We start from the raw sequence: 12,486 nt of genomic DNA, 5'->3' as shown, positions 1-12,486 counted from the left end.
TGACCCGGGATCTCTTGCGTCCCTGTCGGCATGCGGGGGCTGCGCCGGCTCTGGGGTCGGGGCGGGGCTGCCCGATCATCGTGACACGTCTTCGGTGGGGGGCGCGGGGCGATGGTTGAAGTGGACCTTCTTCCACCAGAGCTTCAGCGCCTGCCAATGGATCAGCGCAAGCACCCGGCGCGAACCAAAGGGACGACGCAGCGCAGAAGCCAGGATGCCTGCGGTGGTCAGCGGCAGGCGGGGGCCGACCAGGTTTGTGAACAAGCCACCGCCGTCAGGGGCGGTATAGTCGATCCAGATTCCGATCCGATCCGGCCGGATATCGAAACGGAAGGAATAGGTTCCGGCCACGGGCTGGAAGGGCGAGACGTGAAAGATCTTCCGCGCAAGGATCGTGTCCTCACGGGTGATGGGGGCGCGGTCCTCGCGGTGGCAGAGGTAGGAATGACGGTCGCCGTAGGTGTTCGTTACCTCGGCAATCACCGCGCGCAGGTGGCCGAGGTGATCGTATGCCAGCCAGAAGGAAACCGGGTTGAACACGTGGCCCAAGAGGCGCGGCTGCGCGAGGAGGAGGACGCGGTCGTGGGCAAGGCCGTGCCCGGCCAGCACCTCGCGCGCCCAGGCGACTCCGCGCCCCTCGCCCGGTGCGCCGCCGTGGTCGGCATCATGAAGCGACATCAGGTTGCCGCGGTTACGGGAAAACAACGCCGGCCCTTCGTACCTTTCAGGGTCGAGCAGGAGGTAGTCCACCGAATAGCGGAAGGCGTTCTTCACCGGGCCCTTGCGGCCGTGGAAGGTTTCCGCCCGGATCCGCTGCACCCGCATCATGCCGCCAACCTCAGGCTGTGGCGTTCGGCCATCGCGTTGACGACATCGACAGCCGAGGCAAAGCCATCCTCGTGAAAGCCGTTACGCATCCACGCACCACAGAACCAGGTGTTGCGCGCGCCGTTCATCACCCGGATCCGTTCCTGCGCGGCGAAGGCGGCCACGTCGAACACCGGGTGATGGAAGGTGGTTACATCGTGGATCAGATCATCCCGGATCGGCCGGGCGGTGTTCAGCGTCACGAACAGCGGATCATCCTGCGGGATCGGTTGCAGAGAGTTCATCCAGTAGGTCAGGTCGATGCGGTCGCCGGGCCCGGTCGCGGGTTCGACATACGACCAGGAAGCCCAGACCTTTTGCGATTTCGGCATCAGCGACGGGTCGGAATGCAGCACCGCCTCGTTCGGCTGATAGCGGATCGCGGCCAGTGCCTGCGTCTCGTGCGGGGTGGCGTCGGACAGAAGCCGCAGGGCCTGGTCGGAATGGCAGGCAAGCACCACGTCATCGAACAGCTCCCAATCGGCCCCCGACGCGCGGACAAGGACCGATCCCGCCTCGCGCCGGATACCGGCAACGGGCGCGCCGGTGCGGATGTCAACGCCCTGGGCAGTCATGGCGGCCTGCAGGCGGCGGACATATTCGATCGACCCACCCCTGACCGTATACCACTGGTGCTGCCCGGTATAGTCCATCAGCGCATGATTGCGGAAGAACCGCACCAGCGCCTGCGCCGGGAAGTTCAGGATGCCCGAGGTCGGGGTGGACCAGATCGCGCCCGAAAAGGGGGTGATGTAGTGGTCGCGGAACCAGGCCCCGGTGCCGAGGCGCCCAAGCAGTTCCCCTATGGTCATGGTGGGATCGCTGGCGACCGCTTCGGCGTTGCGGTTGAAATGCAGGATGTCGGCCAGCATGCGCAGGAAACGCGGGTCGAAGGCGTTCCGGCGCTGCGCAAAGATCGTGTCAAGCGATGCAAGACCGTATTCCAGCCGCCCTCCTCTGAACGAGGCACCGAAGGACATGTTGCTTTCAGTGACGGGCACGCTCAGCTGCTGGAACAGCCGCACCAGGTGGGGATAGTTCACCTTGTTGAACACGATGAAGCCGGTATCCACTGGCTGATCCCTGCGTTTGCCCGCAATCACCGTTCGCGCATGGCCGCCAAGGCGGGGTTCGGCTTCGTAAAGCACGACGGAATGGGTATCGGCCAGCATGTGTGCAGCAGCCATCCCCGCAATGCCCCCCCCGATGACAGCGATGCGGCGGGGGGCCTGGCCCAGGGTCTCGAACGGCATTCAGGGGACTTCCTTCAGTGGTTTTGTTGGCTTACGCGGCAGGCCCCCTGTCGGATCACCCTGACAGCGCGGAAAGCAGATTGTCAAACAGAGTTGACATGAAACCCTTGACAGATTTCGGCCGCGCTCCAGATCGGCCTGACAAGTGATCCGTCCGGCAGCGTGGTGCGTAAGAGAACCATGATGCTTGACGCTTCAAGACCCGTTATGACGGAGCAAGCCGGTCAGCCGCAGCCTTCGGGGGCGGCTGGCGGGCAGGGATTGCCCCGCAGGAAGGAAAGGGTCTTGGCGCAGGCAGAGGATGGAACGGATTGGGCGGGCCTGATGCTTCGGGTGCGCGACTGTCAGGACCGGGCGGCCTTTGCGGCGCTGTTTCGGCACTTCGCCCCCAAGGTGAAGGCGTTCCTGATGAAGTCGGGCGCCGGTGCGGCGCTTGCCGAGGAATGCGCGCAGGATGTCATGGCGGTGCTGTGGCAGAAGGCGCATCTTTTCGACCCCGCGCGGGCGTCGGTGGCGACCTGGGTCTTCACCATCGCGCGGAACAAGCGGATCGACGCGCTGCGCAAGGATCGCCGCGCCGAGCCGGAGGAACTGGACTGGGGACCGGAGCCCGAGCCTGACCAGGCCGAGGTGATGGAAGCCCAGCAAGAGACGGAACGGCTGGGTCGCGCGCTTGCGGCACTGCCCGAAAAACAGCGCGCGCTGATCGAACGCGCCTTCTTCGGCGAGCTTTCGCACAGCGAGATCGCCGCCGAGACGGGGCTGCCCCTGGGCACGATCAAATCGCGCATCCGGCTGGCGCTGGAAAAGTTGCGCCAGCAGATGACGTGAAGGACCGAAGCGAATGAAGATACGCCACCATCTCTCGGACCAGCTGCTCATGGCCTATTCGGCCGGGCAACTGCCCGAGGCCTTCAACCTGGTCGTCGCCACCCATGTCTCGATGTGCGACGAATGCAGGGCGAGGCTTGCCTCGTTCGACGCGGTCGGCGGCGCGCTGATCGAGGAAATCGATGAGATCGCCATGGGCGAGGCCGCGCTGGAGGCGGCACTGGCGCGGATCGACGGCCTGCCGCAGGCGACACGCACCGAGCCGCTGAAGACGGCCGGAATCTTCCCGGCCCCCCTGGCGGATTATGTAGGCGGCGATCTTTCGGCGGTGCGGTGGCGGCGGATCGGCGGCGGGGTGAAACAGGCGATCCTGCCTACAGGGCGAAGCGCGACCGCCCGGCTGCTTTACATCCCCGCCGGGGTCGCCGTGCCGGACCACGGCCACAGGGGTATGGAACTGACGCTGGTCCTGCAGGGCGCATTCGCCGACGAGAACGACCGCTTCGACCGTGGCGACATAGAGATCGCCGACGAAGAGGTGGAACACACTCCGGTCGCTCTGGCCGGTGAGGATTGCATCTGCCTGGCTGCGACCGATGCGCCGTTGCGGTTCCGCGGGCTGGTTCCGCGCCTGGCTCAGCCGTTGTTTCGCATTTAGATGCCGGTCAGGCGGACCGCGATGACCGGCCAATCACCCTGCAACCGCGCCGCGCCGTCGGTTAGGACAAGGTCATCGCGGGCAATCGCTTCGCCATTCACCCGGACCGGGCCAAGAGCATAAAGCGCCAGCAGCCCGCCCGCAGGCAGAAGATCGTTCTGTGCGGGCAGAACCTCGGGCCTGGGCAGAAGGCGCAAGGTCATGACGTTGAAATCGTCGGACTGCTGGCCCATGGTTTCGGTCGCCTGCAAGGGCACGTCGCCCGGGAACGCCACCGGCACCAGCGGCTCGCAGCGGAAATCAAGCCCCCCACCCTTCAGCCGGAAGCCGGGGCCCGAAAGTACGGTCAGATTCCGTTCGATGCCCGGAAAGACCGAGAAAGGCCCGTCCTCGACCACCGCTGCACGCGACAGCCGCACCAGAAGCTGACCGTCGCGTTCCAGCCGCCAAAGTTCGACGGTCGTGCCCCGCCCGTTCTTCCAGGGCTGGCGGACATAGTCGGTGGGGCGCAGGTGGATCATTCCGCCGCCCTCGGGCCGGCCACCCGGGCGGGGATGTCCGGGGCCAGTTCCTCGAAGTCGAAATTGTCCAGCCGTCGCGCGCGTTTCGTGGCCTTGTCGGAGGAGATCTTGATTTCCTCGATGTCCTTCGCCGCCTGGCCGAAATGGCGGTCGAGGTTTTCCACCCGCGCGCCCAGCCGTTCGACATCGGCGTAGAGGAGCGACAATTCCCGCCGGATCGCGCCAGCCTGTTCGCGCATCCGTGCGTCCTTCAGCACCGCCCGCATCGTGTTCAGCGTCGCCATGCAGGTGGTGGGCGAGACGATCCAGACCTTTGCCGCAAAGCCTTCGCGCACCAGGTCGGCGAAATTGGCGTGAAGCTCGGCATAGACGGCTTCCGAGGGCAGGAACATCAGCGCCCCGTCGGCGGTTTCGCCCTCCAGGATGTATTTCTCGGCGATGGCGCGGATATGGGCGCGGACGGCCTGGCGCATCAGCTGCTGGGCCTCTTGCGCCATGCGAGGCGTGTCGGCACGGCGCAGCGCCTCGTAGGCTTCCAGCGGGAACTTGGCGTCGATCACGATGGGGCCGGGCGGGTTCGGCAGGTGGATCAGGCAGTCGGCGCGGCGGCCGTTGGAAAGCGTCGCCTGCATCGTGTAGGCGTCCTTCGGCAGGGCCTTCTGCACGATGTCGTGCAGCTGGATTTCCCCGAAGGCGCCGCGGGTCTGCTTGTTCGACAGGATGTCCTGCAAGCTCAGGACGTTGCCCGACAGCTTCTCGATGTTCGCCTGCGCCTTGTCGATGGTCTCCAACCGTTGCTGCAATTCGCCCAGGCTGCGGGCGGTGCGGGTCGAGGTGCCGTGCAGCGCCTCGGTCATCTGGCGCTGCACCTCGGCCAGCCGCTGTTCCATGACCTGAAGCATCGCGCTCTGGCTGACGGCCTGCGCCTCCGAGACATGGTGTAGCCCGCCCGCCAGCCGTTCCTGCCCGTCTCCCAGGCTTTGCACCCGCGCGGCCAGCCAGGAGATCTCGCGCAGCAGCGGTTCGGTGGCCGACGAGGCCCGGGCCGTCGCGCGCAGGATCAGGACGAGAAGACCGAGCAGCAGCGCGGCAAGCCCCCCGAGGATCAGCACCTCGGGGTCGTTCCATTGATAGCTCTGGCCGAACAGCGTGATCATCGGCGGCCGAACAGCCGTTCGATGTCGGCCAGCGACAGTTCCACATGGGTCGGCCGGCCGTGGTTGCACTGGCCCGAAAGCGGCGTCGCCTCCATCTCGCGCAGAAGGGCGTTCATCTCCTCAAGCCGCATCTGCCGGCCGGAACGGACCGAGCCATGGCAGGCCATCCGGCTGAGGATCGCGTCGATCCTGGCCCGGACCAGCCCGCTGTCGCCCTGATCGGCGAGTTCGTCCAGGATGTCGCGGACCAGCGCCGTGCCGTTCACCTGGCCAAGGATCGCCGGGGTTTCGCGGATCGCCACTGCCGCACCACCGAAGGGTTCGATCACAAGCCCGACCTCGGCCAGCGCCGGTGCGGCGTCCAGAAGGCGGGCGGCATCGGTGGGCGAAAGCTCGACGATCTCGGGGATCAGCAGCGGCTGGCTGCGGATCCCGGTTTCGGCCAGCTGGCGCTTCAGCCGTTCATAGACCAGCCGTTCGTGGGCGGCATGCTGATCGACGATGACGATGCCGGCCGCCGTCTGGGCGACGATGTAGTTTTCGTGCAGCTGGGCGCGGGCGGTGCCAAGGGGGTGGGCCTCTGGCGCCACGTCCTGCGCCTGCGGTTCTGCCTCGCGAAGAGCGGGTACCAAGGCGGTGGCCTGGGGTGCCTCGGCAAATCCGTCGGGGGACTGGAAGGCGAAGGCGCGGGCAATGGCCGGCTGGCCGGGCCGGTCCATCTGCCAGACGCGCGGCTCGGGGCGGAAGGCGGCCAGCGTGGCCGCGCCCACTGTGGAGGAGGCGCGGTGGCCTGCCCCAGCCAGCGCCGATTTCAGCGCGGTGATGATCAGGCTGCGCGCGGCGTCGGGTTCGCGGAAGCGGACCTCGGCCTTGGCGGGGTGGACGTTCACGTCCACGCGCTGCGGGTCGGCGATCAGGTTCAGCACCGCCGCCGGGTGCCGGTCGCGCGACAACACGTCGAAATAGGCGGCCCGCAGCGCCCCGAACAGCATCCGGTCCAGCACCGGGCGGCCGTTCACGAACAGGTATTGCTGCGCCGAGGAGCCGCGCGAATAGGTCGGCAGCGCGGCAAAGCCCCGCAGGCGCAGCCCCTCGCGCTCCGCGTCGATGCGCAGGGCGTTTTCCGTGAATTCGCGCCCGAGGATCCCGGCAAGCCGGCCTTCCAGCGCGTCGAACAGATCGCCCGATTGCGGATCGGCGCGGAACAGGGTCCTCGCCTCGCCCCCGGTCACGTCGCGCAGCGTGAAGCCCACCTGGGGTTCGGCCATGGCCAGGCGGCGGACGACCTCGGCCACCGCCTGCATCTCGGCCCGGTCGGAGCGCAGGAACTTCAGCCGCGCCGGGGTGGCGAAGAACAGGTCGCGCAGTTCGACCACCGTGCCGCGGGACAGCGCGGCTGGGCGGACAGGCGACAGGCGGCTACCCTCGCAGGCGATCTGTGCTGCGGGGTGGCCCTCGGCGCGGGAGGTGATGGTCAGCCGACCCACCGCGCCCAGGCTGGGCAGCGCCTCGCCCCGGAAGCCGAAGCTGCGGATGTCCAGCAGGTCCGATCCGTCGATCTTCGAGGTCGCATGACGCGACAGCGCCAGCGGCAGGTCATCCGCCGTCATGCCGCAGCCGTCGTCCGTGACCCGGATCAGCGTCTTGCCGCCGTCCGCTATGTCCACCTGGATGCGGCTGGCGCCTGCGTCCAGCGCGTTTTCCACCAGTTCCTTCACGGCCGAGGCGGGGCGTTCCACCACCTCGCCCGCCGCGATGCGGTTGATTGCTGCCTCGTCCAGTTGCCGGATCAGCGGACGACCGGAAGCGCCCGTTATCTTGGGGGTGTGAAGCGTCATGCCCCCATCTGTAGCAGGCGGACCCGAGTCGGGGAAGAACGAAACCGGATTCCCGGATGGCAGGTCTTGCGCTTTTGCGGGCTTGCGTCATACCGGGCAAAAACGGGGGACGACCGATGCAGGACATGCTGGCGCTGGGAAGCGCCAACCTTCTGACACCGATGATCCTGTGCTTTGCGCTGGGGCTTTTCGCGGCCCTGGCGCGCAGCGAGCTGACCATCCCCGAGGCGGTGGCCAAGGGGATGTCGATCTACCTGCTGTTCTCGATCGGCTTCAAGGGCGGGGTCTCGGTGGCGGATCACGGGCTGGACGGACGGCTGCTTGCGGCGCTGGTCGCCGGCAGCGTGCTGTCCTTCGTCATTCCCTTCGCGGCCTTCGCGTTGTTGAAGGTGATGACCCGGCTTTCGGCCACGGATGCCGCCGCGGTTGCCGCGCATTACGGGTCGATCTCGATCGTCACCTTCGTCACGGCCGCGTCAGTGGTGCAAGGTGCGGGCCTGACCGCCGAAGGCTACATGGTCGCGGTCGCTGCGGCGATGGAGGCGCCGGCGATCATCTCGGCCCTCTTTCTTGCCAGCCGGTCGGGAGGGCGGGCCGAGAAGATGGATGCCGACCTCTGGCGCGAGATCCTGCTGAACGGGTCGATCGTCCTTCTGGTCGGATCCTTCCTGATTGGTCTGGTGACCGGCGAGCCCGGCATGGCGCGGATCGAGGCCTTCATCGTCGCGCCCTTCCAGGGGGTGCTGTGCCTGTTTCTCCTCGACATGGGGCTGGTGGCGGGCCGGGGGATGCGCAGCGCAAGGGGGGTTCTGACCGGTGGCGTGCTGGCCTTCGGCATGGTGATGCCGGTGGTCGGCGCCGGGTTCGGACTGGCGGCAGGGCTGCTGCTGGGGCTGTCCCAGGGCGGCGTCGCGCTGATGATGGTTCTGGCCGGTTCGGCCAGCTATATCGCGGTGCCGGCGGCGATGCGGGTGGCGCTGCCGGATGCCAAGCCATCGATCTATCTGACGCTTTCGCTGGGGGTGACATTTCCGTTCAACCTCGTGATCGGGATTCCGGCCTGGGTGGCCGTGGCGCAGGCTGTGGGGGGGTGACATGCAGACGCACAAGGCAAAGCGGGTCGAGATCATCATCGAGGCACCGATGGAGGGGCGGCTGACCTCGGCTTTGGAAAAGGCGGGGGTCACCGGATTCACGGTGCTGCCGGTGCTGGGCGGTTCGGGCCGGTCGGGGCGCTGGACGCGCGAGGGCCAGGTCGGCCGCAGCGGGATGGTGGCCGTCGTCTGCCTGATCCGGCCCGAGCGGCTGGACATCCTGCTGGAGGCCGCCTTCGGCGTGGTCGACCGGCACATCGGCGTGATCGGGGTCACGGACGCCGAGGTTCTGCGCGCCGAAAGGTTCTGACCCCGGCCTTCCGCGGTGGCCTGCGGCAGCCGGTTCCGCCGCCGTCGCGCTGCCCCTTCCCGCGTGATCGCGCGCCCGATGGCCGCACTAGACGTGCTGCCACCCATCGATCAGCGAGATCGCCTCTTCCGCGGTCTCGACCATGGCGAAAAGCGACAGGTCCTCGGGGCTGATGACCCCCGCCTCGGACAGGTGGTGCCAGTTCACCACCTTTTCCCACCAGTCGCGGCCGAACAGGATGAAGGGGACACGCTTCATGCGCCGGGTCTGGATCAGGGTCAGGCTTTCGAACAGTTCATCCATCGTCCCGAAACCGCCCGGAAAGACCACGATCGCCCGCGCACGCATCAGGAAATGCATCTTGCGGATGGCGAAGTAGTGGAAGTTGAACGACAGATCAGGTGTGACATAGGCGTTCGGGGCCTGTTCGTGCGGAAGCACGATGTTCAGGCCGATCGACTGGCCCCCGGCCTCGTCCGCGCCGCGGTTGCCGGCCTCCATCACGCCGGGGCCGCCGCCGGTGGCGATGACCCATTCCTTCCCGTAGCTTGCCACGCTGCGTTCCGTGATCAGCCGGGCAAAGCGGCGGGCCTCGTCGTAGTAGTGCGACAGGTCCGCCAGCGTCCGGGTCGCTGCGGTATCGCGGTGTTCCGGCGCGGGAATGCGCGCGCCGCCGAACATGACCACGGTCGATTCGATGCCGCGTTCGTCCATGATCATCTGCGGCTTCAGCAGTTCCAGCTGCAGCCGCACGGGGCGGAGTTCGTCGCGCAGCATGAAGTCGCGGTCCACAAAGGCCAGCCGATAGGCCGGCGCCCGGGTCTGGGGCGTGTCGGGGATACGACGGACGGCGGCGGCGTCCTCAATGCTGTCGCGGAACGTGTGACTGCGGTGGTCTTCGGTCATCAACTGGCTCGGATTGCGTGAAACTGCCCCAAGGCTTATAGGGTCGGCAGTCTCATGACCAACCGAAAAGGAAATTCCGCATGACCCATGCCGCGCTGGAAGCCGCCATCGAAGCCGCCTGGGAGGCGCGGGACACGATTACCCCGGCCACGAAGGGCGAGATGCGCAACGCCATCGAGGCGACGCTGGCCGCGCTGGATGCGGGGGCGCTGCGGGTTGCGGAAAAGCGCGGCAATGACTGGCATGTGAACCAGTGGGCGAAGAAGGCGGTGCTGCTGGGCTTCCGCCTGCGCGACATGGCGCAGCAGTCGGGCGGGCCGCAGGGGGGATCCTGGTGGGACAAGGTGGATTCGAAGTTCGCCGGCTGGGGCGATACGGAATGGCGCGCGGCGGGGTTCCGCGCGGTACCGAACTGCGTGGTGCGCCGGTCGGCCTTCATCGGCAAGGGCGCGGTGCTGATGCCCTGCTTCGTGAACCTGGGCGCCTATGTCGATGAGGGCACCATGGTCGATACCTGGGCCACGGTCGGCAGCTGCGCGCAGATCGGCAAGAATGTGCATCTTTCCGGCGGCGTCGGCATCGGCGGGGTGCTGGAGCCGATGCAGGCCAACCCCACGATCATCGAGGACAACTGCTTCATCGGCGCGCGCTCGGAAGTGGTGGAGGGCTGCATCGTCCGCGAGGGCAGCGTCCTGGGGATGGGCGTCTTCATCGGCAAATCCACCAAGATCGTGGACCGCGAGACCGGCGAGGTGATGTACGGCGAGGTGCCGGCGGGGTCGGTGGTCGTGGCGGGCTCGATGCCGTCGAAGGGCGGGGTCAACCTTTACTGCGCGGTGATCGTGAAGAAGGTCGATGCGCAGACCCGGGCCAAGACCAGCATCAACGAGCTCTTGCGGGATTGAGGATGGCCGAGGCGCCCGAAAGGCCGAAGCGGCCGCAGAAGGTATATACCCTGGTGGTCGAGGTCGGCCGCAAGGCGGGCGACGGCTTGCCGGACAAGGCCACGGGGGCGGGGCTGGTGATCTATGCCAGCGGCGTCGACGAGGCCGAGGCGGTGCGCGAGACGGTGGCCATCCTCAAGGAGGCGGATCTTGCGCCGCTGGAGGTCACCGGCCATGGCACGCTGGAAGACCGGCTGAAGGCCGGCGAAGAGATCGACGCCGAGGAACAAGCGCTGATGCAACGGGCGCTGGACGAGAATTCGGTGATCGTGGCGCAGATGACCCCGTTCTTCGATTGACCGGACAGCCGGAACCGCACCTCGATGGTGTTCGACCACCACTCGCGGGGCATGGTGGCGGCAGAGAGATGCCGTCGAACGAACAGCGGCGCGCAGACGGCACACCTTGAGGTTGCGGTTGCGAGTGGGTAGTCAGTCGGTTCCGTCACCAGAAGAGCCCCCTGCATGTCCATCGAACCGCTTGACCCCGTTGACCTGACCGCGCGGCTGATCCGCTGCCCCTCGGTCACCCCGGCAGAAGGCGGCGCCATCACGCTGCTGGCCGAGGTGCTGCAAGCGGCAGGTTTTGCCTGTTTTCGGGTGGACCGGGGCGGGATCGCCAACCTTTATGCGCGCTGGGGCAAGGCGGGGTCGAACCGGGCCTTCGGCTTCAACGGGCACACGGATGTGGTGCCGGTCGGCGACCGGGCGGCCTGGCGGTTCGATCCGTTCGGGGCCGTGGTGAAAGACGGCTTCATGTATGGTCGCGGTGCCTGCGACATGAAATCGGGCGTCGCGGCCTTCGTCGCGGCGGCGGTGGATTTCGTGCGCGAGACGCCGCCTGACGGCGCGGTGATCCTAGCGATCACCGGCGACGAGGAAGGCGAGGGCAGGGACGGCACACTGGCGATTCTGGACTGGATGGCCTTCAACGGCGAGCGGATGACGCATTGCCTGGTGGGCGAGCCCACCTGCCCGCACGAGATGGGCGAGATGATGAAGATCGGCCGCCGCGGCAGTCTGACGGCGAAGATCACCGTCACCGGGGTGCAGGGCCATTCCGCCTATCCGCACCGGGCGAAGAACCCGCTGTCGGCGCTGGTGAAACTCTTGGCGAAGCTCGACGCCGAGCCGCTGGACCGGGGCACGCAGCATTTCGACCCCTCCACCCTGGCGATCACCACGATCGACTGCGGTAACCCGGCCTCGAACGTGATCCCGGCGCAGGCGACGGCCACGGTCAACATCCGCTTCAACGACACGCATTCGGGCGATACGCTGTCGTCCTGGCTTCGGTCCGAGGCAGCAGCAGTGGCCGAGGCTGCGGGCGTGGAAATCGGCTTGAAGATCTCGGTCTCGGGCGAGGCATTCCTGACGCCGCCGGGCGAGCTTTCAGCGCTGGTGGCGCGCGCCGTGCAGGCCGAAACGGGGCGAAAGCCGGTCGCCTCGACCAGCGGGGGCACGTCCGATGCGCGTTTCATCAAGGATCATTGCCCGGTGGTGGAATTCGGGCTGGTGGGACAGACGATGCATCAGGTGGACGAACGTGTCGCAATCGCGCAGATTCACCAGCTGAAGGCGATCTATGGCCGCATCCTGCGGGAGTATTTCGCATGATCCGCATCGAGAAGACGCGCGATATCGCCACCTGCCAGCGCCTGCGGCGGCTGGTGTTCATCGAGGAGCAGGGCGTCAGCGAGGCCGACGAACTGGATGGGCTGGACGAGGGCGCCATCCACCTGCTCGCCCTTCAGGATGATCGGCCGGTCGGGACCGCGCGGCTTCTGATAAAGGGCGCGGCCGGCAAGATCGGCCGGGTCTGCGTGCTGCCCGAGGCACGGGGGACGGGCCTTGGCGCGGCACTGATCCGGGCCGCGCTGGACGTGCTGCGCAGCCAGCCGGGGGTGACAGAGGCCTGTCTCGGGTCGCAATCCCATGCGACGGGGTTCTACCAGAAGCTGGGCTTTGCCGTGGAAGGCGACGAATTCCTGGACGCGGGCATTCCGCACCGCCACATGCGCCGCGCCCTCTGACCGGCCCTTGCCGCAGCGCGTTCCCTGACGGGTGCGGCCCCCTTTCCTTTCCCGGGGCCCTTGACCTGGCCAGCC

14 protein-coding genes are annotated in these 12,486 nt (G+C 67.2%); 8 read left to right on the top strand and 6 right to left on the bottom strand.

Going from position 1 to position 12,486, the window contains the following annotated elements; all coding sequences use genetic code 11:
• Positions 1 to 75: 75 nt before the first annotated feature.
• Together EZM81_RS04485 and EZM81_RS04480 are read right to left on the bottom strand one after the other, a co-directional pair.
• Entirely contained in the window at positions 76 to 825 is a 750-nt protein-coding gene (locus tag EZM81_RS04485; protein WP_135447975.1) for a DUF1365 domain-containing protein, read from the bottom strand.
• Entirely contained in the window at positions 825 to 2,120 is a 1,296-nt protein-coding gene (locus tag EZM81_RS04480; RefSeq protein ID WP_136644921.1) for an NAD(P)/FAD-dependent oxidoreductase, read from the bottom strand. The genes EZM81_RS04485 and EZM81_RS04480 overlap by 1 nt, the downstream gene beginning before the upstream one ends.
• 324 nt (positions 2,121 to 2,444) lie before the next feature.
• Between EZM81_RS04480 and EZM81_RS04475 the strand changes: the two genes are divergently transcribed.
• On the top strand, positions 2,445 to 2,951 hold the full coding sequence (locus tag EZM81_RS04475; RefSeq protein ID WP_248298135.1) for a sigma-70 family RNA polymerase sigma factor: 507 nt from the start codon (positions 2,445 to 2,447) through the stop codon (positions 2,949 to 2,951).
• 13 nt (positions 2,952 to 2,964) lie between these two features.
• A complete protein-coding gene (locus EZM81_RS04470; protein WP_136644919.1) occupies positions 2,965 to 3,609 on the top strand; it encodes a ChrR family anti-sigma-E factor in 645 nt (214 codons plus the stop codon).
• On the opposite strand, the gene EZM81_RS04465 is transcribed toward EZM81_RS04470, so the two are convergent.
• The 3 genes from EZM81_RS04465 to mutL are packed head-to-tail and all read right to left on the bottom strand — an operon-like array spanning position 3,606 to position 7,125.
• Positions 3,606 to 4,130: a HutD family protein gene (locus EZM81_RS04465; protein ID WP_135447552.1), complete on the bottom strand. Its 525-nt coding sequence runs from the start codon at positions 4,128 to 4,130 to the stop codon at positions 3,606 to 3,608. The two genes, EZM81_RS04470 and EZM81_RS04465, sit on opposite strands and share 4 nt — an antisense overlap.
• Complete coding sequence (locus tag EZM81_RS04460) at positions 4,127 to 5,287, bottom strand: DNA recombination protein RmuC (RefSeq protein WP_136644918.1); 1,161 nt, start codon at positions 5,285 to 5,287, stop codon at positions 4,127 to 4,129. Before EZM81_RS04460 ends, EZM81_RS04465 begins: the two co-directional genes overlap by 4 nt.
• Positions 5,284 to 7,125 (bottom strand): DNA mismatch repair endonuclease MutL, encoded by a 1,842-nt coding sequence (gene mutL, locus EZM81_RS04455; RefSeq protein WP_136644917.1) that lies wholly within the window; start codon positions 7,123 to 7,125, stop codon positions 5,284 to 5,286. The genes EZM81_RS04460 and mutL overlap by 4 nt, the downstream gene beginning before the upstream one ends.
• A 116-nt stretch (positions 7,126 to 7,241) precedes the next feature.
• Here mutL and EZM81_RS04450 point away from each other — a divergent pair, with 116 nt between their 5' ends.
• Together EZM81_RS04450 and EZM81_RS04445 are read left to right on the top strand one after the other, a co-directional pair.
• Positions 7,242 to 8,219 (top strand): sodium-dependent bicarbonate transport family permease, encoded by a 978-nt coding sequence (locus tag EZM81_RS04450; protein WP_136644916.1) that lies wholly within the window; start codon positions 7,242 to 7,244, stop codon positions 8,217 to 8,219.
• Between the two features lies 1 nt (position 8,220).
• Positions 8,221 to 8,529 carry a P-II family nitrogen regulator gene (locus EZM81_RS04445; protein WP_135447562.1) on the top strand — a complete coding sequence of 103 codons (309 nt, stop codon included), beginning with the start codon at positions 8,221 to 8,223 and terminating at the stop codon, positions 8,527 to 8,529.
• Between the two features lie 87 nt (positions 8,530 to 8,616).
• Here the strand turns inward: EZM81_RS04445 and EZM81_RS04440 are convergent, their stop codons facing one another.
• Positions 8,617 to 9,435, bottom strand: a complete 819-nt coding sequence (locus EZM81_RS04440; RefSeq protein ID WP_135447564.1) for a TIGR00730 family Rossman fold protein — start codon at positions 9,433 to 9,435, stop codon at positions 8,617 to 8,619.
• An 80-nt stretch (positions 9,436 to 9,515) separates the two neighbouring features.
• On the opposite strand from EZM81_RS04440, the gene dapD reads away from it, so the two are divergent.
• From dapD to EZM81_RS04420, 4 genes are all read left to right on the top strand, one after another.
• The gene (dapD, locus tag EZM81_RS04435) at positions 9,516 to 10,340 is read left to right on the top strand and encodes a 2,3,4,5-tetrahydropyridine-2,6-dicarboxylate N-succinyltransferase (protein ID WP_136644915.1); all 825 of its coding nucleotides are present in this window, start codon (positions 9,516 to 9,518) and stop codon (positions 10,338 to 10,340) included.
• A gap of 2 nt (positions 10,341 to 10,342) precedes the next feature.
• Complete coding sequence (locus tag EZM81_RS04430) at positions 10,343 to 10,678, top strand: hypothetical protein (RefSeq protein WP_135447569.1); 336 nt, start codon at positions 10,343 to 10,345, stop codon at positions 10,676 to 10,678.
• A 165-nt stretch (positions 10,679 to 10,843) separates the two neighbouring features.
• Positions 10,844 to 11,995, top strand: a complete 1,152-nt coding sequence (gene dapE / locus EZM81_RS04425; RefSeq protein ID WP_136644914.1) for a succinyl-diaminopimelate desuccinylase — start codon at positions 10,844 to 10,846, stop codon at positions 11,993 to 11,995.
• Positions 11,995 to 12,411, top strand: coding sequence for a GNAT family N-acetyltransferase (locus tag EZM81_RS04420; RefSeq protein WP_169052306.1), 417 nt, complete (start codon positions 11,995 to 11,997; stop codon positions 12,409 to 12,411). The genes dapE and EZM81_RS04420 overlap by 1 nt, the downstream gene beginning before the upstream one ends.
• Positions 12,412 to 12,486: the final 75 nt, after the last annotated feature.

This window comes from Tabrizicola sp. YIM 78059 (assembly GCF_004959785.1).
Taxonomy (GTDB): Bacteria; Pseudomonadota; Alphaproteobacteria; order Rhodobacterales; family Rhodobacteraceae; genus Tabrizicola; species Tabrizicola caldifontis.
Note: the sequence above shows the minus strand (reverse complement) of the source record. Positions and strands in the feature narration are given on the sequence as shown.